This window comes from Cupriavidus pauculus (assembly GCF_008801835.1).
GTDB lineage: Bacteria > Pseudomonadota > Gammaproteobacteria > Burkholderiales > Burkholderiaceae > Cupriavidus > Cupriavidus pauculus.
This window is the reverse complement of sequence record NZ_VZOW01000006.1, coordinates 42,565-64,489: the sequence shown is the minus strand read 5'-3', so window position 1 is coordinate 64,489 and position 21,925 is coordinate 42,565. Positions and strand designations below refer to the sequence as shown.

At 64.7% G+C, this 21,925-nt stretch carries 19 protein-coding genes and 1 tRNA gene; 9 read left to right on the top strand and 11 right to left on the bottom strand.

Annotation, left to right across the window (positions count from 1 at the left end; genetic code table 11):
* The 3 genes from miaB to F7R19_RS09270 all read right to left on the bottom strand — a co-directional run bounded on the left by miaB (position 1) and on the right by F7R19_RS09270 (position 3,738).
* Positions 1-1,353 carry a tRNA (N6-isopentenyl adenosine(37)-C2)-methylthiotransferase MiaB gene (miaB, locus tag F7R19_RS09280; RefSeq protein WP_061954836.1) on the bottom strand — a complete coding sequence of 451 codons (1,353 nt, stop codon included), beginning with the start codon at positions 1,351-1,353 and terminating at the stop codon, positions 1-3.
* 66 nt (positions 1,354-1,419) lie between these two features.
* The gene (locus F7R19_RS09275; RefSeq protein ID WP_061954838.1) at positions 1,420-1,815 is read right to left on the bottom strand and encodes a hypothetical protein; all 396 of its coding nucleotides are present in this window, start codon (positions 1,813-1,815) and stop codon (positions 1,420-1,422) included.
* Positions 1,816-2,049: 234 nt separating this feature from the next.
* On the bottom strand, positions 2,050-3,738 hold the full coding sequence (locus F7R19_RS09270) for a ClcB-like voltage-gated chloride channel protein (protein WP_150980073.1): 1,689 nt from the start codon (positions 3,736-3,738) through the stop codon (positions 2,050-2,052).
* 239 nt (positions 3,739-3,977) lie between these two features.
* On the opposite strand from F7R19_RS09270, the gene F7R19_RS09265 reads away from it, so the two are divergent.
* Positions 3,978-5,639: a DEAD/DEAH box helicase gene (locus F7R19_RS09265; protein ID WP_150980072.1), complete on the top strand. Its 1,662-nt coding sequence runs from the start codon at positions 3,978-3,980 to the stop codon at positions 5,637-5,639.
* Between the two features lie 24 nt (positions 5,640-5,663).
* The gene (locus tag F7R19_RS09260) at positions 5,664-6,710 is read left to right on the top strand and encodes a serine/threonine protein kinase (RefSeq protein ID WP_150980071.1); all 1,047 of its coding nucleotides are present in this window, start codon (positions 5,664-5,666) and stop codon (positions 6,708-6,710) included.
* Between the two features lie 85 nt (positions 6,711-6,795).
* On the opposite strand, the gene F7R19_RS09255 is transcribed toward F7R19_RS09260, so the two are convergent.
* From F7R19_RS09255 to F7R19_RS09220, 8 genes are all read right to left on the bottom strand, one after another.
* Positions 6,796-7,242 carry a universal stress protein gene (locus F7R19_RS09255; protein ID WP_150980070.1) on the bottom strand — a complete coding sequence of 149 codons (447 nt, stop codon included), beginning with the start codon at positions 7,240-7,242 and terminating at the stop codon, positions 6,796-6,798.
* Between the two features lie 211 nt (positions 7,243-7,453).
* A complete protein-coding gene (gene panP / locus F7R19_RS09250) occupies positions 7,454-9,121 on the bottom strand; it encodes a pyridoxal-dependent aspartate 1-decarboxylase PanP (protein WP_223505652.1) in 1,668 nt (555 codons plus the stop codon).
* Between the two features lie 112 nt (positions 9,122-9,233).
* Entirely contained in the window at positions 9,234-9,854 is a 621-nt protein-coding gene (locus tag F7R19_RS09245; RefSeq protein WP_150980069.1) for a response regulator transcription factor, read from the bottom strand.
* A 242-nt stretch (positions 9,855-10,096) separates the two neighbouring features.
* Positions 10,097-10,173, bottom strand: a tRNA-Met gene (locus F7R19_RS09240).
* Between the two features lie 195 nt (positions 10,174-10,368).
* Complete coding sequence (locus F7R19_RS09235) at positions 10,369-12,066, bottom strand: MFS transporter (protein ID WP_061954856.1); 1,698 nt, start codon at positions 12,064-12,066, stop codon at positions 10,369-10,371.
* 317 nt (positions 12,067-12,383) lie between these two features.
* Complete coding sequence (locus tag F7R19_RS09230; RefSeq protein WP_150980068.1) at positions 12,384-12,716, bottom strand: DUF4212 domain-containing protein; 333 nt, start codon at positions 12,714-12,716, stop codon at positions 12,384-12,386.
* Positions 12,713-14,287: a sensor histidine kinase gene (locus tag F7R19_RS09225; RefSeq protein ID WP_150980067.1), complete on the bottom strand. Its 1,575-nt coding sequence runs from the start codon at positions 14,285-14,287 to the stop codon at positions 12,713-12,715. Before F7R19_RS09225 ends, F7R19_RS09230 begins: the two co-directional genes overlap by 4 nt.
* Before the next feature lie 12 nt (positions 14,288-14,299).
* Positions 14,300-14,989 (bottom strand): response regulator, encoded by a 690-nt coding sequence (locus F7R19_RS09220; protein ID WP_061954862.1) that lies wholly within the window; start codon positions 14,987-14,989, stop codon positions 14,300-14,302.
* 245 nt (positions 14,990-15,234) lie between these two features.
* Between F7R19_RS09220 and recA the strand changes: the two genes are divergently transcribed.
* The 7 genes from recA to F7R19_RS09185 all read left to right on the top strand — a co-directional run bounded on the left by recA (position 15,235) and on the right by F7R19_RS09185 (position 21,872).
* Positions 15,235-16,296: a recombinase RecA gene (gene recA / locus F7R19_RS09215; protein ID WP_061954864.1), complete on the top strand. Its 1,062-nt coding sequence runs from the start codon at positions 15,235-15,237 to the stop codon at positions 16,294-16,296.
* A 79-nt stretch (positions 16,297-16,375) separates the two neighbouring features.
* The gene (recX, locus tag F7R19_RS09210; protein WP_061954866.1) at positions 16,376-16,861 is read left to right on the top strand and encodes a recombination regulator RecX; all 486 of its coding nucleotides are present in this window, start codon (positions 16,376-16,378) and stop codon (positions 16,859-16,861) included.
* Between the two features lie 328 nt (positions 16,862-17,189).
* Positions 17,190-17,861: a DUF2889 domain-containing protein gene (locus tag F7R19_RS09205; protein WP_150980066.1), complete on the top strand. Its 672-nt coding sequence runs from the start codon at positions 17,190-17,192 to the stop codon at positions 17,859-17,861.
* A gap of 87 nt (positions 17,862-17,948) precedes the next feature.
* A complete protein-coding gene (sucC, locus tag F7R19_RS09200) occupies positions 17,949-19,115 on the top strand; it encodes an ADP-forming succinate--CoA ligase subunit beta (protein ID WP_061954869.1) in 1,167 nt (388 codons plus the stop codon).
* Between the two features lie 58 nt (positions 19,116-19,173).
* A complete protein-coding gene (gene sucD, locus F7R19_RS09195; RefSeq protein ID WP_061954871.1) occupies positions 19,174-20,055 on the top strand; it encodes a succinate--CoA ligase subunit alpha in 882 nt (293 codons plus the stop codon).
* A 316-nt stretch (positions 20,056-20,371) separates the two neighbouring features.
* Positions 20,372-21,067, top strand: coding sequence for a TerC family protein (locus tag F7R19_RS09190; protein ID WP_061954873.1), 696 nt, complete (start codon positions 20,372-20,374; stop codon positions 21,065-21,067).
* Positions 21,068-21,341: 274 nt separating this feature from the next.
* On the top strand, positions 21,342-21,872 hold the full coding sequence (locus F7R19_RS09185) for a pilin (RefSeq protein ID WP_150980065.1): 531 nt from the start codon (positions 21,342-21,344) through the stop codon (positions 21,870-21,872).
* The last annotated feature ends 53 nt before the right edge of the window (positions 21,873-21,925 follow it).

The window sequence follows — 21,925 nt, the reverse complement described above, 5'->3', positions numbered from 1 at the left end:
TTACTGACGCACGACGAGTTCACCGCGCAGCGAATGCGGGAAAGCCTGCGTGATGTTCACGTCGACCATCTGGCCGATCATGCGGTCCCGCTGCGCTTGTGGCACGCCGGGCAGCGCGAAGTTGACCACCCGGTTGTTCTCGGTGCGGCCGTGCAGTTCGCTCGGGTCCTTGCGCGATGGCCCTTCCACCAGGATGCGCTGCACCGTGCCGAGCATGCCCTTGCTGATGCGCACCACGTTTTCTTCGATCGTGGCCTGCAGCGTCTGCAGGCGGCGCAGCTTCACCTCGTGGGGCGTATCGTCGTGCAGGTTGGCGGCCGGCGTGCCGGGGCGCGGACTGAAGATGAACGAGAACGACGTGTCGTAGCCGATCTCGTTGACCATTGCCATCAGCTTGTCGAAATCCGCATCGGTCTCGCCGGGGAAACCGATGATGAAATCGGACGACATCGACATGTCCGGCCGGATCGCGCGCAGCTTGCGGATGATGCTCTTATATTCGAGCACGCTGTAACCGCGCTTCATCGCCATCAGCACGCGGTCGGACGCATGCTGCACGGGCAGGTGCAGATGGTTCACCAGTTTGTCGCAGCGTTCGTACAGCTCGATCAGGCGCGTGGTGAATTCCTTCGGATGGCTGGTTGTGTAGCGAATCCGTTCGATGCCCGGAATTTCGGCAACGTATTCGATCAGCAACGCGAAGTCGGCAATCTCGCTGGTGCCGCCCATCGCGCCGCGATAGGCGTTGACGTTCTGGCCCAGCAGCGTCACTTCGCGCACGCCCTGTTCGGCCAGACCGGCCACTTCGGCCAGCACGTCCTCGAACGGGCGTGACACTTCCTCGCCGCGCGTGTACGGCACCACGCAATAGCTGCAGTACTTCGAGCAACCTTCCATGATCGACACGAAGGCGCTCGGGCCGTCCACGCGCGCCGGCGGCAGGTGATCGAATTTCTCGATTTCGGGGAACGAGATGTCGACCTGCGACACGCCGGTCTGCTGACGGCGGTGGATCAGGTCGGGCAGGCGGTGCAGCGTCTGCGGGCCGAACACGACATCGACATACGGGGCGCGCGACACGATCGACGCGCCTTCCTGGCTGGCCACGCAGCCGCCCACGCCGATCACCAGATCGGGTTTGACGGCCTTCAGCGCCTTCATGCGGCCGAGTTCGGAAAACACCTTCTCCTGGGCCTTTTCGCGGATCGAGCAGGTGTTGAACAGGATCACGTCGGCGTCTTCGACGTTGTCGGTGGGCTCCATGCCCTGCGTGGCGTTCAGCACGTCCACCATCTTGTCCGAGTCGTACTCGTTCATCTGGCAGCCGTACGTTTTGACAAATACCTTCTTCATGGTGCCGGTCTCAGTGGTTTACCTGGGGGCATCAGGGGCACAACAGGTCGATTCAAAAAATTGGCGTCAGTGGGCGGCCTTCCAGGCCTTCACTTCTGCATCGGTCATGACCCAGGCCGTGAGCAACTGGCCGTACAGGTCGAGCTTGTAGCGCACCGGCAGCTTCTTGTTGGCGATGGCCGCGGGATTCACCAGCAGCGTTTCCGTGCTGAAGATGCGCAGGCCGGGCGCTACGCCCACCACCTTGCCGTCGAGCTTGGCCTGCAGCGGATCGGTGGCCGAGGGCCGGGCCAGTTCCATGCGCGCCATCGCGGCGTCGGCCGGAATCACACGCACCGGCGCGCCGGGAATCGCCGTAGCGTCCTGCGTTGACTGTGCGAAAGACGGCGCGGATGCGGCGGCGGCGAGCAGCAGCGTGGCCACGCACGCGGCGCGCGGCAGACGCGAAAACAGCCTGGACATGGGGACTCCCGACAAGAAAGATGCGAGCGTTTTATTGGATACCGCCGGCGCCGGGTGTCGTCATGCTTGCAGCCGCTTCGCGCAGGCAGGCTAACCCGCGATTCTACCCTGATGTCCCGGGTGCAGGGGAGCGCGGGCGCGCCCGTTGTGGCGCAATCCTTACATGGTGCGGATCGCTCCGATCGCTTGGTCGTTCCGGTCGACAAGCCGCCGGGGCGCAGCCAAAACGGCCGCTCAGAACAGGCAGGACGCTTCCTGCAGCACGCGCTGCTTGGACACGGTGCCGAGCAGTTCGCGGCTGGCGGCATCGCGGATCAGCGGAATCCGGTTGATGCCGTGTTCCGAGAAGATCGCCAGTGCGTCGCGCAGCCGCGAATCGGGCGTGAGCGACGGAAAACTGGCGTCGCATAGCGTCAGCAGCGCCGGATCGGCGCCGTCGCGCTGCGCGCGCTGCACCGCGTGGATCGACACCGCGCCCAGCAGCGCGCCGCCAGCGTCGACGACATACAAGTAGCGCGTGCCGGTCTCGGCAAACTTGTCGGCGGTCTGGGCGAGCGTGGCGGATGGATCGATAACCGTGTCGGTCGGATCGCACAGGCCAGCCAGCCGAAGTCCGCGCGCCCGTTCCGCTGCGGCCGAGGCCTGGGCGCGCTCCACCACCACGCTGTACAGCGACAGCGTCTGGCAGCGCGACGCCGTGTAGAACGCGGCCACCGCGCCGATCATCAGCGGCAGCAGCAGTGTCGGCGCCAGTGTCATTTCGAACACCATCAGGATCGACATCAGCGGCGCCTGGCTGGTGGCCGCAAGAAACGCCGTCATGCCGACCAGTGGCAGCACGGGTGTGGCGGTGCCGTCGGGAATCATCAGCGCCAGCATCTGGCCAAGCGCGGCCCCTACGAACATCGACGGCGTGAACACGCCGCCCACCGCCCCGGACCCCATGCTGATCACGGTGGCCAGCAGCTTGGCCAGCAGCACGCCCCACACGGCCACCGAGAGCGGCTCGTTATGCAGGATCGTCTGGATCGTGTAGTAGCCGTTGCCCACCACCTCAGGCACCACGACTGCCAGCGAGCCCACCAACAGGCCGCCCAGCGCGAGGCGCACGATCGGTCCGCCTGGCACGTGGCCGAAAGCGTTGCGCGCGATCGTGTTGGCGCGCATGAAAAGTGCGCCCGACACGCCCGCGATCACGCCGATGCCGGCGGCCGCCAGCATCAGATGCGGCTGTTGCAGCAGATCGGGCGCGATATGGAGGCCGGAGTAGAGCGGCTCCAGTCCGCCGCGCCACTGGCTGACCATGGTGCCGGCGACGGAGGCCAGGAACAGCGGCATCAGACGCTGCACCGCCAGTGCGCCGAACACGACTTCGGCGACAAACACGGCCGCCGAAAGTGGCGTGTGATACGCCGTGGCCAGCCCCGCTGCCGCGCCGCATGCGGTCAGCATCCGCCGCATATTGCTGTCGCCCACGGCCTGATCGGCGCGTGACGACGGAAAGACCGAACCAGTCAGCGCCGCCAGCTGAATCATCGCGCCTTCCTTGCCCACCGAACTGCCCGAAACGATCGAGCAGAACGACGCCAGCGCGCGCAACAGCGTGATTTTTACCGGCAGCCGGCCCGTGCCGCGCGCCACGGCTTCCATGTATTCGCTCGGCAGCGATTCGGTGCGCGCATAGCGCTGCGCCGCCACCAGCAACGCGCCGGCCAGCGCGCCGCCCAAGGCGGGAATCACCACGCGCCAGGCCAACGCCAGCCCGGCGAAGATCAGCACGATATCGGCGTCCTTGTGGAACATCACCAGGCCGCTGGCTTCGAGCGCGTCCTTGAACAGCGTGGTGACGATGCCGGCCAGAATGCCGACGGGGATGGCCGCAAAGAGCGTGACTTCCTGGTCTTCGAGAAAGCGGAGCCGCATGGCAGTGGAACCGGGAATGGCGGTGGCGCGGGGAAGGGCGCCATGATAGCGCAGCGCCACCTCGTTGCCGGCGTCGGTACGGTCTGTCGCCAGGCTGGTACACTACGGGCCTTTCCAGCCCGGAGGCGGGGGCAATCGACCCGTCCCGCCGGCCCTGACCCTCAGGTACGGTTTTCTACCCGAGCCGCCCCACGATTGGCGCACTTCTCTTGCGCGACGGGCGGCCGAAGCGTCCTTTCATGTCTTTTTCCGAACTCGGCTTGTCCGACAAGCTGGTGCGTGCCGTGGCCGAACAGGGCTACACCACGCCGACCCCGATTCAGGCGCAAGCCATTCCCGCAATTCTTAAAGGTGGCGATCTTCTCGCCGGCGCCCAGACCGGCACCGGCAAGACGGCAGGCTTTACGCTGCCGATGCTGCAACTGCTGTCCGACACCGCGGGGCGCGATCCGGCGGCGCGCGGCGCCCGCCCGACCGTGCGTGCCCTGGTCCTGACGCCCACGCGCGAGCTGGCGGCGCAGGTCGAGGAAAGCGTGCGCAACTATGGCAAGTACGTGAAGTTGCGCTCGATGGCGATGTTTGGCGGCGTGGGCATCAATCCCCAGATAGATGCCCTCAAGCGCGGCGTCGATATCGTGGTGGCCACGCCCGGCCGTTTGCTCGATCACGTGGCCCAGCGCACGATCGACCTCGCACATGTCGAACTGCTGATCCTCGATGAAGCCGACCGCATGCTCGACATGGGCTTCATCCACGATATCCGCAAGATTCTGAACGTGCTGCCTGCCAAGCGTCAGAACCTGCTGTTCTCGGCCACGTTCTCGGACGAGATCCGCGCGCTGGCCGACCGGCTGCTGAACAATCCGGCGTCGATCGAGGTGGCGCGCCGCAACACCACGGCCGAAACCGTCGCGCAGCGCGTGTTTCCGGTCGATCGCGACCGCAAGCGCGAACTGCTGGCCCATCTGGTGCGCCAGCACGACTGGCACCAGGTGCTGGTGTTCACGCGCACCAAGCACGGCGCCAATCGCCTGGCGGAGCAGCTTACCAAGGACGGCCTGTCGGCGCTGGCGATCCACGGCAACAAGAGCCAGTCGGCGCGCACGCGCGCGCTGGCGGAATTCAAGGCTGGCACGCTGCGCCTGCTGGTGGCGACCGATATCGCGGCACGCGGCATCGACATCGACCAGCTGCCGCACGTGGTCAACTTCGACCTGCCCAACGTGCCCGAGGACTACGTGCACCGGATCGGCCGCACGGGTCGCGCGGGCGCCGAAGGCGAGGCGATCTCGCTGGTATGCGTTGACGAGCATGGCCTGCTGCGCGATATCGAGCGTCTGATCAAGCGCCAGATCGAACAGGTGGTGCTGCCCGGGTTTGAAGTCGACCCGAGTATTGCCCCCGAGCCGATCCAGAAGGGACGTCAGCAGCGCAATGCGGGCGGCGGCCAGAGCCGTGGCGCCCAGCCGCGCGGCAATGGCGGTGGCGGCAATGCGCCGGCCAATGGCGGCGAACGCCGTCAGCCGCGCGCGCCGCAGGGCCAGCGCCAGAACGCCGCGCCGCCGGCCCGCGGTGAAGGCCGCAACGGCGCAGGCAATGGCAAAAGCAACGGCGCAGGCAACGCGCCGCGCAATGGCCAGGGCCAGACCGGGGCACAGACCGGCGCCCAGGGCGACGGCCGCAAGGGACGTGACGGACGTGACGGACGTGACGGTCGGCGCGATGACGGTTACGCCAAGGCCGCGAGTCCGCGCCCGCAGCAGCCGCGTCCGGCCCAGCAGCCGCGTCCGGCCCAGCAGCCGCGTCCGGTGCAGGAACCCGCCGCGGCCGCGCCGGCGCGCAATCGTCGTCCGGCGCCGCAGGCAGCGCTGCTTGGCGGCAATCGCAAGCCGGCGCAGTAACCACGCCTCGGAGCGCCCATCGCCATGACCCCCACGGATGAACCCGCGTCGAACGACGTCCCCTATGCGGGACTGACGCCCGAGTGCATTCTCGATGCGCTCGAGTCGGCGGGGTTCTATCCGGATGGCAGGCTGCTGGCGCTCAACAGCTACGAGAACCGCGTATGGCAGGTGGGCATCGAGGATGCGTCGCCGGTAATTGCCAAGTTCTACCGGCCCGGCCGGTGGAGTGACGCGGCAATTCTTGAAGAACACGCGTTCGTGCAGCAACTGGCCGACGCCGAAATCACTGCCGTGCCGGCGCTGTCGGCCGCGACGCAAGGGCAGGCGCCCGGCACGCTGCTGAAGCACGCCGGATTCCGCTTTGCCGTGTTCCCGCGCTGCGGCGGCCGCGAGCCGGCGCTCGACCAGGCCGACACGCGCACTTGGCTGGGCCGCTTTATCGGCCGCATTCACGCTGTCGGCGCATCGGCGTCATATCAAGCACGCCCTACGCTCGATGCCGAGACCTTTGGCGTGGCGTCGCGCGACTACCTGATCGCGCACGACTGCATTCCCGCCGATCTGCTGGCTCCATGGCGTGCCGCGGTGGATCTCGCGCTGGATGCCGTGCGCCGTTGCTATGACCGCGCGGGCGCGGTGCGTACGCTGCGTCTGCATGGCGACTGCCATCGCGGCAATGTGCTGTGGATCGACGAGGCCGACGCGCGCGGCCGTGGCGCGCCCGGTCCGCATTTCGTGGACTTCGACGACAGCCGCATGGGCCCGGCGGTGCAGGATTTGTGGATGCTGCTGGAAGGCGATCGCGCCGCGATGCAGGATCAATTGGCGGACATCGTCGCCGGATACGAGGACTTTGCCGATTTCGATACGCGCGAACTGTGGCTTGTGGAAGCGCTGCGCACGCTGCGGCTGCTTCACTACAGCGCGTGGCTGGCCAGCCGCTGGCGCGATCCCGCGTTCCCCGCGGCGTTCCCGTGGTTCGGCACCGCGCGTTACTGGCAGGATCGCATTCTGGAACTGCGCGAACAGATCGCGCTGATGGACGAGCCGCCGCTCTGGTCAGCCTGACCGAGCGCACGCCAGCGAGGGGACAGCCGCGCGGCATCGGATGAAATCGGGCCGCGCTGCGCCCGCGTCGCGTGGCTCTGCTGTTTCAGGCGGGTTTGTCCGCCTTTGGTGCCTTCACTAGGATCACCGGACAGCTGGCTTGCGCCAGCACACGTCCGGCCACCGATCCGATCACCGCATCGAGAAACGTACCGCGTCCGTGCGTGCCCATCACGATGGCGCTCGCTCCGATCGACTTCGCGTGATTGAGAATCCGTTCCGACGCAAACCCATGCATGGCGTGGCGTTCGAACGGAATACGGGCCGCTTCCAGGATCGTGCAGACCGACGCCATCGCTTTCTCGCTGCCCTCGGCGTGCCAGGCATCGATAGTCTCCTTGTTGACGAAGGCGCGCACCTGGCCGGTGACATCGGGCGAGACGTGCACCACATGCACCATGAAACCAGGTTGCAGCAGCTTGCCATCGGCAAGGAAGCGCGCCGCGGCATCGCTGAATTCAGAACCGTCGGTCGCAAGAATGATATGGGGCATGGTTCGATCTCCTGGTTGAAAGCGGGCGGCATCTTTGACGCCATGCTGCCCATCATGGCACGCAAGAGAGTGCCTACACCGTAACCTAGATCAAATTTCGGCCGAAGATTTTAAGGATTTCACGATTGTCATCTTTCGTGCCTTGTGTTGCGGCTTTGGCCGTTGCCCGCGCTTGCACGCGCACGGGGCGGGGTCGATGCGCCCGGTCATGTCAGGCGTCAAGCAGCGCCGTCAACGGCGCGAAATGCGGGCTGCGCGGCGCCAGTTCGCGCTGTTCTTCGAGGATATGGCGCAGGATCTCGTGCGTCGTGTCGGGATTGGCCAGCACGACGCGAAACACCGCGATCGCCCGTCCATCCCACTGTGCGGACGTCAGTTGGGTGCGCGACACGAACGAGTGTCCTGCCTCGCGCTGCATTTCCTGGATGCTGATGGTCAGCGCGTCCAGCGCCTGCAACAGCGCCTCACGCTTCGCCGCCGATGCGAGCGGCAACGCGGCGCGCACCGCTGCCGGCACGTATCGATAGGTCAGGATGCAAAGCTGCGGCGCGCTGTCGAGTTCGAAATCGGGCTGCTGTGCGATCAGCGCGGCAAAGAACTTGGCGTTGTCGATGCCGGTGTCGATCAGCCGGGCTAGCCCCTTGCGGCCCAGCAGATGCAGATTCGCATACAGCATGAGCGCCGCGGCGCCGCGCGAGCCTTCCAGCGTGTGCCGTCCGAGATCGACCGATCCCTTGCGCACGATGTAGTTGGCGTGCTGGATGATCTCGTGCGTCCAGGCAGGATCGCGGAACAGCACCATGCCGGCGCCCATCGGCACGTAGAACTGCTTGTGGGCGTCGATTACGACCGAATCGGCGCGCTCGATGCCGGCGAAGCGGCCGCGCTCGCGCTCGGAAAGCAACGAGGCGCCGCCCCAGGCCGCGTCGACATGGAAATGGCAGCCTTCCTCGCGGGCGACATCGGCGATCTGGTCGAGCGGGTCGACCGCGCCGGTTTCAGTCGTGCCGGCGATGCCGACGATTGCCATCGGGCGGATGTTGCGACGGCGCAGGTCGTCCAGCGCCGCGCGCAGCAGGTCGATACGCATGCGGCCGTCCGCGTCGACGCCGACCGGGATCAGGTTGTCGCGGCCAATCCCAAGCACGTCGGCGGCCTTGCGCAGCGAATAGTGGCCGCGCTCGGAAACCACCACGGCGAGGCCGTCGTAGCCGTAATGGCGCAGCGCCGCCGCCAGGCCCGCCTCGTTGATGCCGGCGAAGCCGTCGCGGGCGCGCAGCGTGTGATTGCGGCTGGCCCACAGCGCGGCAAGATTGGCCGTGGTGCCGCCCGAGCAGAAGGCGCCAAGCGAGTGTTCCGCGCTATGCAGCCATCGCGCGTAGAAATCGCCGTCCTGCCCGAAGACCAGCTTGTGCAGCATGCCGATGACCTGGCGCTCCAGCCCGGTCAGCGCGCCGGACGTTTCCAGCTTGACCACGTTCTGATTCAGGGCCGCGGCAATCTTGGCCAGTGCCGGCATGAACGACGGCAGCGACGAAGTCATATGACCGACGAACCTGGGCGACGCCACCGGCATCACATGGCGGAAGATGTCGTGCAGCAGATGATCGGCGTGCACCTGCGGCGAGGTCGGATTCTCGGGCAGATCCACCGACGCGAACGCGGCTTCGCGCGTGGCGCACGCGCCCACCGGGTCGTAATCGGCGCTGGCGAAAAAGTCTGCGGGATGATCGGCGATGCGCCGCTCGAGATCGTCGAACGCGCCCCGATCCGCATCGAACCAGTGCAGCGGACAATCCGTGTCGCATTGCGTCTCCTGCGGCGTTGTCTCGCGATCGATGTTCGACGTCTGCGTGCTGCGCGCCTTCATTTGCTTCATCCAGTCCAGTGTGCCGCCGCCGGTGGCGGCGATTCGCTGGATTATGCCGGATAAGGCGAGCCCGCCATCGTTGCGGCTCGCGGCGATGGCGTCGTCCGCTGGCGGCGGGCCGTCACCACGCCAGCTGATGGCGTCGCGCAAACTCCGCCATGTCGATCAACGATTCGCAGCCGAGCTTGGCCATGATGCTGGTCTTGTGCGAGCTGACGGTCTTGTTGCTGATGCCGAGCACATCGGAGATGGCCTTGTTGGAATGGCCGGCGGCCAGAAATCGCATCACGGTCAGTTCCCGACGGCTCAGGATCTGAGTCGGATCGGCGGGATTCATGACGGACCGGCGCAGTCGAGGCAACGTGGACAGCGGAAACACCGTATAACCGCTCATGATGGCGCGCACCGCCTCCGCCAGGCCGGCAAGCCCCGCGCCCTTGTCGACAAAGCCGTGCGCGCCGCCCAGCAGTGCGCGCTCCGCAACGTGTGGCATCGCGGACAGCACGAGAATGCGTGAGGCCGGGCAGGTCGAGACCAGCTCTTCGAGCACTGCGTCGCCGGGCACGTCCGGCAGTTGCAGGTCGACCATGACCAGCTCGGCAGTCCGCTCGCGCATGGACCGCAACGCGCGCGTGCCATTCTCGGCGACGCGGACTTCGTCGAAGCCAAGGTGGTCGGCAAGCACGCTGCTGACGGCGCGGCAAATGGCGGGATGCGGATCGATGACGAGTGCAGTGGGCATTTCGATTCTCCGTAAGAACGAACTAGCCGCAGCATAGGAGCCTCGATGGTGCGCAGGCTGCAAAACGGTCTGAAAATGCCCCGCGAAAGGTCCGAGTGTTTCGCCGAAATTTCGCCTGTTGAAGATTTGTGTCTGAATACGCTGCGAGCGTGCGCTCGTGGCGAGGATGACACCAGATAGCAACCGGCCGACCCAAAGCAAAAAGCCGCAATCCCGTGAAGGACTGCGGCTTTTCAAATAGATGGTGGCGAATCAGGGACTCGAACCCCGGACCTGCGGATTATGATTCCGTCGCTCTAACCGACTGAGCTAATTCGCCAACGAAGACCGCAATTATACCTGCGTCTTGCGGCCTGTCAACACCTTCGTGACAACTTTCCGCAAGCTTCGGCAGTTGCCCAAAAAAACGGCAGACCCGCGGGTCTGCCTGGAAGGCGGCCGGCCGGATTGGCCAGCCATCCTGAGCGAGGGCTACCGGTCCCTCCGGTGAAATATCCGCCTAGACGTCAGTCTGTTAGTCGTTGGCGTAGATGTCGACATCCTTGGTCTCGCGGATGAACAGCGCACCCAGGATGAAGGTGGCGGCCGCGATGATGATCGGATACCAGAGGCCGTAGTAGATGTTTCCGTTCTGGGCCACCAGTGCGAACGAGATCGTCGGCAGCAGGCCGCCGAACCAGCCGTTGCCGATGTGGTACGGCAGGGACATCGACGAGTAGCGGATGCGCGTCGGGAACATCTCCACCAGCATGGCCGCGATCGGGCCGTAGACCATCGTCACGTAGATCACCAGGATGACCAGGATCACCAGCACCATGATCGTGTTCATCTGCGCCGGGTCGGCCTTGGTCGGATAGCCGTGCGAAGTCATTTCGCTGCTGACGGCTTTCTTGAACTCGGCGATCTGCTTCTTGCTGGCGTCGTCGAACGAGCCGTTGGCGACGCCGGCGTCGAAGGCCTTGATTTCCTTGTCGCCGATCTTTACCGACGCCACCGAGCCTGCCGGCGCCTCCACGACTTCATAGCTGGCCGAAGCCTGCGCCAGCGTGCGCTTGACGATATCGCAGGAGCTGCGGAAGTCGATTTCCCGGGCGATCGGGCTGCCCTGGAACGAGCAGGTCTTCGGATCGGCTGTGACGACGATCTGCGCCGATTGCTGGGCGCGTTCCAGTGCCGGGTTGGCGTAGTGGGTGAGCGCCTTGAACAGCGGGAAGTAGGTCAGCACGGCCAGCGCGCAGCCCAGCATGATGATCCACTTGCGGCCGATCTTGTCCGACAGCGAACCGAAGAAGATGAAGAACGGCGTGCCGATCACCAGTGCGCCGGCGATCAGTAGGTTGGCCGTCTTGGCGTCCACCTTGAGCACCTGCGTGAGGAAGAACAGCGAGTAGAACTGACCCGTGTACCAGACCACCGCCTGGCCCGCGGTCAGCCCGACCAGCGCCAGGATCACGATCTTCAGGTTGCGCCATTGGCCGAAGGCCTCGGTCAGCGGTGCCTTGGAGGTCTTGCCTTCGGCCTTCATCTTCTGGAAGGCCGGCGATTCGCTCATGGACAGGCGGATGTACACCGACATGGCCAGCAGCAGGATCGACACCAGGAACGGAATGCGCCAGCCCCATACTTCGAAGTTCGTGCCGGTGGCCTCGCGGCACAGCAGGATCACGATCAGCGAGAGGAACAGGCCCAGCGTGGCGGTGGTCTGGATCCACGCGGTGTAGGCGCCGCGCTTGCCGTGCGGGGCGTGCTCGGCCACATACGTTGCCGCGCCGCCGTATTCGCCGCCGAGCGCCAGGCCCTGCAGCATGCGCAGCAGGATCAGGATGATCGGCGCGGCCCAGCCGATGGTGGCATAGCCGGGCAGCAGGCCGACGATGAAGGTCGAAAAGCCCATGATCAGGATCGTCACCAGGAAGGTGTACTTGCGACCGATCATGTCGCCCAGGCGACCGAACACCAGTGCGCCGAACGGACGCACGATAAAGCCCGCGGCGAAGGCCAGCAGCGCGAAGATGAATGCAGAGGTCGGGTCCAGGCCGGCAAAGAACTGCTTGGCAATGACTGCCGCCAGCGAACCGTACAGGTAAAAGTCGTACCACTCGAATACCGTGCCGAGGGAAGAGGCCAGAATGACCTTTTTCTCTTCCTTCGTCATCGGCGCATTGTGAGCGGTGCCGCCAGGCACGGCTCCAACGTTATGCGCGTTTGCCATGTTGTTGTCTCCTCCGTTTTCCGGATCGTTGCGTCTGTGCGTCTTCCGTCGAAAAGGTCCCCGTCCGCAGGTCATACGTGTGCACGTACCGACCCATCTGGCAGGGTTGCAACGATTGTGGGAGGCGAAACTTACTGAGTTCTGACAGATGAGCCGCAAATTAAGCGGAAATCGTCGGGGTATACGCTAGGCGGCGAAAGCGCAATAGAGCCCGGAATTTTGTTGCGGCGCGATGCTGTCGCAGCCACTTGCGCGCTCACACGCGCGCTGCACGGATCTCGCTATGCAGCATGGCGTAGCGCGATGATGGCAAACCCTTACAGAGACGGCATACCGCGATCGTCAGAATCGGACGCCGCTGCGGCGCTCCCGGCCTGCGCGAGTTCCTCGGCGTGGAGGTCGTCGTCGGCGCGGTTCATGTGCCAGGCATAGAGCGCGGCCATCAGTACATAAAGGATCAACGATCCCTGCGCCGCCATCCAGAACGAAAACGGCCAGCCAAGGAAATCGAAATCGAGTTCACGCGCGAACCAGCTCACGACGAAGGTCGCCGCGAACCACGCGACCAGCAGTGCTGCGATCCAGCGCAGGTTGTGATGCCATGCGCGCCGCTCCACGGGCGTCATGCGGTCGGGCGGCGATTTTTTCATGACGCGCCCGCTTCGCTTTCGGCCAGCCGCAGCGTCACGCGCAAACGCGCGCCGGCCAGCCGCGGCGACGCCTGGTAGACGTGGTCCTCGATGCTGACTTCGCCGCCATGCTGCTGCACGATCTCGCGCACGATGGCCAGACCCAGGCCGCTGCCTTCGGTGTTGGTGCCCAGCACGCGGTAGAAGCGTTCCATCACGCGTTCGCGCTCCCCCGGGGCGATGCCGGGCCCCGTGTCTTCCACGTCGAGATAGGCGAATGGCTCGAACGCGTCGCGCGTCACGCGCACCGTGGCGTGGCCGCCGGCCGGCGTGTAGCGAATGGCGTTGTCGACGAGGTTGTTGAGCATTTCGGTCAGCATCAGCCGGCTGCCCATGACGCGCACCGGATGATCGTCGGCTTCCAGCCCCAGGTCGATCTGGCGCGCCCAGGCTCGCGGTAGCCAGTCCTTGACCACGTCGCGCGCCAGTGCGGTCAGGTCGAGCGGCGTCATGCCGTCCGCGCCGGCAAGGTTTTCCATGCGTGCCAACGACAGTAGCTGCGTCACCAGATGCGCAGTGCGTTCGGAGCTGCCCGCAATCTGCGCCAGCGAGCGGCGCAACTCCTCCGGCGATTGCTCGCGCTGCGCCAGTTCGGCCTGCATTCGCAAACCGGCCAGCGGCGTCTTCATCTGGTGCGCGGCATCGGCGATGAAGCGCTTTTGCGTCTGCACCGATTGATCGAGCTGGGCAAGCAGGCTGTTGAACGAGGCCACCAGCGGCGTGATTTCCTGCGGTGCGGCGCGTTCGTCGATGGGGCTCGTGTCGCCGGGATTGCGCGCGCGGATGCGCTGCTGGATCGCGGTAAGCGGAGCCAGTCCGCGCGTGAGACCGAACCATACCAGCACCACCGCCAGTGGCAGGATCACGAACTGCGGCAGGATCACGCCCTTGATGATCTCGTTGGCCAGCCGCGCGCGCTTGTCCAGCGTTTCGGCCACCTGCACCAGCACCGGCTGCGTGCCGTCGACGCTCTTCAGGTTGACATAGGTATAGGCCACCCGCACATCGTTGCCCGCCACGCGATCGTCGCGCAGCGACACCAGACCCGCGTGCCCTTGCTCGTCCTCGGGCGGCAGCGCCAGGTCATGGTCGCCGGCCACATACTCGCCGTGCTTGCCTACCACCTGGTAATAGATATTGTCGGTTTCATCGGCGCGCAGGATTTCGCGCGCGGACAACGGCAGCTGCAGCGTGACGCGGCCGTTCACCTCGCGTACCTGCTGCGACAGCACGATCGCGCTGGCCTCCAGCGAACGATCGAAGGGACCATTGGCGATCGACTTGGCGACCAGATAGGTCACGGCGATGCTCATCGGCCATAGCAGCAGCAGCGGCGCCAGCATCCAGTCGAGGATTTCGCCAAACAGCGAACGCGGCGCGGCGTTGGCCGCAGTTTCCTCGAGATGGGGCAGGGCGTCGGCCAGCGCCGCGTCCTCGGCAGCGGCGTCCACCAGCGTGGGTCGCACCGGATCGGGCGGGCGCGGGGCGCCTGCGGCGGAATGGCGTCGCCATGGCAATCGCAGCAGGCTCATAGGGGTTCCGGATCAGCCCTGCGCGGCCAGGGCGGGCTGGATTTTCTCGAGACAGTAGCCAAGTCCGCGCACGGTGGCGATGCGGATGCCGCCCACCTCGATCTTCTTGCGCAGCCGGTGCACATAGACCTCGATCGCGTTGTTGCTGACCTCCTCGCCCCATTCGCACAGATGGTCGACCAGCTGTTCCTTCGACACCAGCCGGCCGCTGCGCGTCAGCAGGATTTCCAGCAGGCCGATTTCGCGCGCCGACAGATCGAGCATCTGCTCGTTGAGATAGGCGATGCGTCCCACCTGGTCGAACGCCAGCGGCCCGTGGCGCATCAGCGTGGCGCCGCCGCCCGCGCCGCGCCGCACCAGCGCACGCACGCGCGCCTCCAGTTCGGACAGCGCGAACGGCTTGGCCATGTAGTCGTCGGCGCCCAGGTCCAGGCCCTTGACCCGTTCGTCCACGCCGTCGGCGGCGGTCAGGATCAGCACCGGCAGGCTGGCGCCGCGCGCGCGCAGGCGCTTGAGCACTTCCAGGCCGGGCATGCGCGGCAGGCCCAGGTCCAGGATCAACAGGTCGAAGGTTTGGGTGGACAATGCCGAATCGGCTTCGACGCCGCTGGCGACGTGGTCCACGGCATAGCCGGAATGGCGCAATGAACGTGTGAGGCCGTCGGCCAGCACATCGTCATCTTCGGCGATCAGAATGCGCATGATTTGTCTCCACCCTAGGCCGGCATTGCCGGCCGCCGGTTGCGGTACCGGTGGGGCTTGCCAAGCATACTGTTTTTTTATACAGTACCCGACATTCCGCGCGTGCTTTCCCAAAAGAGGGCGCGCAGTGCCGGGCCAGGCGCCAGAATCTGCCAAATTTCCCGGAAAATCCCCGGAAATTGGCTTCAGAATCGGGCGCCGCGCCGCATGCGGCCTATTTATACACCATTGAATCAAGGACGACCATGGACGACAAGAAGGCCGGCGCCGGCGTGAGCGCTGAGAAGCAGAAGGCGCTTGCCGCCGCGCTCTCCCAGATCGAGAAGCAGTTTGGCAAGGGCTCGATCATGCGCCTGGGCGATGGTGACATCGAACAGGATATCCAGGTGGTGTCCACCGGGTCGCTGGGTCTGGATATCGCCCTGGGCGTGGGCGGCCTGCCGCGCGGCCGCGTGGTCGAGATCTACGGCCCCGAATCGTCGGGCAAGACCACGCTGACGCTGCAGGTCGTGGCCGAAATGCAGAAGCTGGGCGGCACCTGCGCATTCATCGACGCCGAACATGCGCTCGATGTGCAATACGCCAGCAAGCTGGGCGTGGACGTCGGCAACCTGCTGATCTCGCAGCCGGACACCGGCGAGCAGGCACTGGAAATCACCGATGCGCTGGTGCGCTCGGGCTCGATCGACATGATCGTGATCGACTCGGTGGCCGCGCTGGTGCCGAAGGCCGAAATCGAAGGCGAGATGGGCGATTCCCTGCCAGGTCTGCAGGCCCGCCTGATGAGCCAGGCGCTGCGCAAGCTCACCGGCACGATCAAGCGTACCAATTGCCTGGTGATCTTCATCAACCAGATCCGCATGAAGATCGGTGTGATGTTCGGTTCTCCCGAAACCACCACGGGCGGTAATGCCCTGAAGTTCTACGCTTCGGTGCGCCTCGATATCCGTCGCATCGGCTCCATCAAGAAGGGTGACGAGGTCGTCGGCAACGAGACCAAGGTCAAGGTCGTCAAGAACAAGGTGTCGCCGCCGTTCCGCGAAGCCTTTTTTGACATCCTCTACGGTCAGGGTATTTCGCGTCAGGGCGAAATCATCGATCTGGGCGTGGATGCAAAGATCGTCGAGAAGTCGGGCGCGTGGTACAGCTACAACGGCGAGAAGATCGGCCAGGGCAAGGACAATGCGCGCGAATATCTGCGCGAGAACCCCGATATCGCCGAGGAAATCGAAAACAAGGTGCGCGCGGCGCTGGGCGTGGCCCTGACCAACGCGGCCGTTGGCGCGCCGGCCGAAATCGAAGGCTAAAGGTTGCCGCTCACCGGCACGGAAGGCCGTCGCATGACAGTGCGGCGGCTTTTTTATTGGTAACGCACGATCAAACCTGATGGCCGCTTCTCGACCACCGCTCTCGCTGAAAGCCCGCGCAGTCGGTTACTTGTCCCGCCGCGAGCACAGTCGTGCCGAGTTGGCGCGCAAGCTGGCGCCACATGCCGAATCGCCCGAGCAGGTGGAAGCCCTGCTCGATGCGCTGGAGCGCGAAAACTGGCTGTCGAACGATCGCTTCGTCGATAGTCTGGTGCACCGGCGCGCCAGCCGATATGGCGCGGCGCGCGTGATGCAGGAAGCCAAAACCCATCAGCTGGGCAGCGATCAATTGCGCGATCTGCAGGAGCGCTTGCGCGATTCCGAACTGGGTCGCGCCACGGAGGTCTGGCGCAAGCGCTTTGGCGCGCCGCCGGAAACACCCGAGGCGCGCGTCAAGCAGATCCGCTTCATGATGGCGCGCGGATTCTCGCGCGCGGTCGTGGCCAAGATCATCAGGGGCGCCGAGGACGACACGCTGGACGATTGGGAAAATTCCGACTCTTGACCTTTGACGTGGGCAGTTGCATACCTGCGTACGCATAAGGGGTATTTGGCTGGACGTCAAGGCAGTTGTCGTACCACTGGTGCAACGCAGCGGTGCGCCTTGCCATGGCGACGTATCCCATATGTGGCGCGGGTTTGCCGGCCGCGCTGGCGCAACAATCCACCCTGGACAGAACGTTGCGCAGGATGTTCCCGGGCAAAGCGACGCGGCATGTTAAACTCCACGAGTTTTCCCGGCCAGGTGGCCGTCCGGCCCGCGCCGGGCCGCCTGCCGCGATGTTTGCCCCCGATTACCGCCACAACTGCCTGCCGCGTCAGCCCCTGGTGTCATGCCGCTTTCCCCGCCAGCCAATCGATCCTTGCGCCACCGCCGTGCCATCACGGCCGAGGCATATTTGCGGGATGACGGCCTGTGGGACATCGAAGCGCGCCTGACGGACACCAAGCCGCGCGACATCGAACTGGCCGGCAACCGCATCCGTTCGGAAGGCCAGCCGCTGCACGATCTGTGGCTGCGCGTGACGATCGACCTGCGCCTCAATATTGTCGATGCCGAGGCGTGCTCCGACTGGGTGCCGTATCCGACTCACTGCGACACGATCGGCCCCGCGTACCGCAAGCTCATCGGCCTGAACCTGATGAAGGGCTTTCGCAAGGCGGTGCGCGAACGGCTGGGCAGCGTGGCCGGATGCACCCATCTCACCGAGCTGGCCGGCGTATTGCCGACCGCCGCAATCCAGGCCTTCGCGGGCGACGTGTTCAAGATTCGCGACGGCCTGGAAGACACCAATCCCGAACCGCCCATGCAGCTTCATGGATGCCACGCGCTCCATTTCGAAGGCGAGGTGGTGCAACAGTTTTACCCGCGCTGGTATGGTCACCAGCCGAAACCGAAAGCCGGCGCTGCGGCGTCGTCCCCCCAGACCGCGTCACGCGCCGATGCCCCTGCATCAGGTGGCGAAGACACCCTGGCCCACCGGCCCAACGGTACGTCGGGCTGACCGTCACGGTCGGCCCTGGAACAGGCGAAAGATCTCGTCTGCGAATTTTTTCCCAATCCCTTTACGCCTACCCGAAAGGAAACACGCATGAATATCCATGAGTACCAAGGCAAGGAAATCCTGCGCAAATACAATGTGCCGGTTCCGCGCGGCATCCCGGCATTCTCGGTCGAAGAGGCCCTGAAGGCGGCTGAACAACTCGGCGGCCCGGTGTGGGTCGTCAAGGCGCAGATCCACGCAGGCGGCCGCGGCAAGGGCGGCGGCGTGAAGGTGGCCAAGAGCATCGACGAAGTCAAGACCTACGCCAGCAACATCCTGGGCATGACCCTGGTGACGCACCAGACCGGTCCTGAAGGCAAGAAGGTCAATCGCCTGCTGATCGAAGAAGGCGCCGACATCAAGAAGGAACTGTACGTTTCGCTGGTGGTGGACCGCGTGTCGCAGAAGGTGGCCCTGATGGCATCGAGCGAAGGCGGCATGGACATCGAGGAAGTCGCTGCCCACACCCCGGAAAAGATCCATACGCTGATCGTCGATCCGGCCGAAGGCCTGAAGGACGCTGACGCGGACGACATCGCCCGCAAGATCGGCGTGCCCGACGCCAGCGTGCCGCAGGCGCGCCAGGCGCTGCAAGGCCTGTACAAGGCCTTCTGGGAAACCGACGCTTCGCTGGCTGAAATCAACCCGCTGATCCTGACCGGCGACGGCAAGGTGATCGCGCTGGATGCCAAGTTCAACTTCGATTCGAATGCGCTGTTCCGTCACCCGGAAATCGTCGCCTACCGCGATCTGGACGAGGAAGACGCCAACGAAATCGAAGCCTCGAAGTTCGATCTGGCCTACATCTCGCTGGATGGCAACATCGGCTGCCTGGTGAACGGTGCGGGCCTCGCCATGGCCACGATGGACACGATCAAGCTGTTCGGCGGCGAGCCGGCCAACTTCCTGGACGTTGGCGGCGGCGCCACGACCGAGAAGGTGACCGAAGCCTTCAAGCTGATGCTGAAGAACCCGAATGTGCAGGCCATCCTGGTCAACATCTTCGGCGGCATCATGCGCTGCGACGTGATCGCCGAAGGCGTGATCACCGCGTCGAAGGCCGTGCAGCTGGGCGTGCCGCTGGTCGTCCGCATGAAGGGCACCAACGAGGAACTGGGCCGCAAGATGCTCGCCGATTCCGGTCTGCCGATCATTTCGGCCGACACGATGGAAGAAGCCGCCCAGAAGGTCGTGGCCGCGGTCGCTGGCAAGTAAGGACAACTTTCGTTGCCGCCCGGCCACAGCTGGGCGGGGCGACTAAAAGGACTAGCAAATGAGCATTCTGATCAACAAGGACACGAAGGTCATCACCCAGGGCATCACCGGCAAGACCGGCCAGTTCCACACCCGTGGCTGCCGCGACTATGCCAACGGCAAGAACGCGTTCGTTGCCGGCGTGAACCCGAAGAAGGCCGGCGAAGACTTCGAAGGCATTCCCATCTACGCCAGCGTGAAGGACGCCAAGGAACAAACCGGCGCCACCGTTTCGGTGATTTACGTGCCGCCCGCTGGCGCTGCTGCCGCCATCTGGGAAGCCGTCGACGCTGACCTGGACCTGGTGGTCTGCATCACCGAAGGCATTCCTGTTCGCGACATGATGGAAGTCAAGGACAAGATGCGTAAGCAGAACAAGAAGACCCTGCTGCTGGGTCCGAACTGCCCGGGGCTGATCACGCCGGACGAAATCAAGATCGGCATCATGCCGGGCCACATCCACCGCAAGGGCCGCATCGGCGTGGTGTCGCGCTCGGGCACGCTGACGTACGAAGCCGTGGGCCAGCTGACCGCGCTGGGCCTGGGCCAGTCGTCGGCCGTGGGCATCGGCGGCGACCCGATCAACGGTCTGAAGCACATCGACGTGATGAAGATGTTCAACGACGATCCGGATACGGACGCCGTGGTCATGATCGGTGAGATTGGTGGTCCGGACGAGGCCAACGCGGCCTACTGGATCAAGGAAAACATGAAGAAGCCGGTGGTTGGCTTCATCGCCGGCGTGACCGCGCCTCCGGGCAAGCGCATGGGCCATGCTGGTGCGCTGATCTCGGGCGGTGCCGACACGGCGCAGGCCAAGCTGGAAATCATGGAAGCCTGTGGCATCAAGGTCACCAAGAACCCGTCGGAAATGGGCCGCCTGCTGAAGGCAATGCTGTAAGCAGACCCACCCGACGTCATGTGGCCGGTGACCGTTCCGGCGCCCGCCCCATGATGCTTCCCCGCTGCCCAACGTAACGTCCATGCGACGGTGCACGGGCCGCAAGACATTGCCCCCGCCTTGCATGCGGGGGCAATGTCGTTATGGCGCCGCGCCCCCTAGGGTATATCCCGAGATCAGTACGGCCGCCATTGAAACCGAATCGAAAGGTTCGTACGATAAATCTTCATGTCTGGTAATTCAGACATCCGAAAGCAGGCAGTGAGGCATCTGCTGCATGCACGGAACATAACTTTGGAATTCGAGGAGTCTTGCCGTGGAATTGTTGTCCAGCAGCACGTTCTGGATTGCGCTGGGGTCGATCATCCTGACCAATATCGTCCTGTCGGGCGATAACGCCGTGGTGATCGCGCTCGCATCGCGCAACCTGCCCCCCGCCCAGCAAAAGAAGGCGATTTTCTGGGGCAGCGCCGCCGCCATCATCATGCGGGTGGTACTGACCGTCGCCGCAGTCAAGCTGTTGAGCCTGCCGTACCTGAAGATCGTGGGCGCCATCCTGCTGGTCTACATCGGCGTGCAACTGCTGACCGGCGAAGACGACGAAGACGGGCATGACGCCAAGGACAATATCTGGGCCGCGATCCGAACTATCCTGATCGCCGACCTGGTGATGTCGCTGGACAACGTGGTGGCCGTAGCCGCCGCCGCGCAGAAGGGCCCCGAGGGCAGCCAGCTGATGCTGCTGATCATCGGTCTGGGCCTGTCGATTCCGCTGATCGTCTTTGGCAGCACGCTGCTGCTCAAGGTGATGGAGCGCTTCCCGATCATCATCGTGCTGGGTGCCGCGCTGCTCGGCTACCTGGCTGGCGAAATGCTGGTCAGCGACCCGGTCGATGCCGCGTGGTTCCAGGTGCATGTGCCGCACGCCCATGTGGTCTTCGGCGTCGTGGGCGCCGTACTGGTGGTACTGATCGGCAAGCTGCTGCAACGACGGTCCGCACAGACGGCCTGAGCACCGCGCCGATTTCATCGCGAGCCTGAACGGGCGGCCCAAACGGGTCGCCCGTTTTGTTTTTACGGCGTCAAATCGCGGCATCCGCACCACGGATTCCTGTGATTTTCCAAGCAATTTCCAAGAGCCCGGCGGAGTTGTCCGAGGTCATTTGCGCTTCGCCGGTGTTTTCCGATGATGACCCCTGTGCCTCGCGTGGCCGCCGCGCCATCCGCAAGGCACGCAACCTTCCACATCGAAGACAAACGCAAGCAAAACGCAAAGGGGTCAATCCATGCAATCCAAACTCATCGCCAGCCGCAGCACATCGTCGATACCGCGCGGCTTTCCGCGCCAGCAAGCTGGTTTTACGCTGATCGAGCTGATGATCGTCGTGGCCATCATCGGCATCCTCGCCGGCATCGCCATCCCGCAATATCAGTCCTACATCACGCGGTCACAGTTGTCCGAAGGCATCAGCCTGGCATCCGGGCAGAAGCCCGCGGTGACCGAGGCGTTCTCGTACAACGGCTCATGTCCCGACAACGCCGTCGGCGCCAGCGACGGCATCCCGCTCGCCACGGAGATCGTCGGCAACTACGTCAAGAGCGTGGAGGTGGGCGGCACCGCCACCGACGAAGGCGGCTGCACGATCACCGCCAATTTCAAGGACGCGGACATCGCCAGCGGACTGCTCGGCAAGTATGTGCGGTTGACCATGAGTAACGCGGACAAGGGCTCGCTAGTGTGGCTGTGCGAATCGTCGGCAGACGAGAAGTACTTGCCACAGTCGTGCGCACCGGCCGGGAGCGAAGCCGGCGCCTGAGCGGCATGCAGGCCGGCGCTGACCGGACATGCATCATGCCTCGCCCAGGAAGC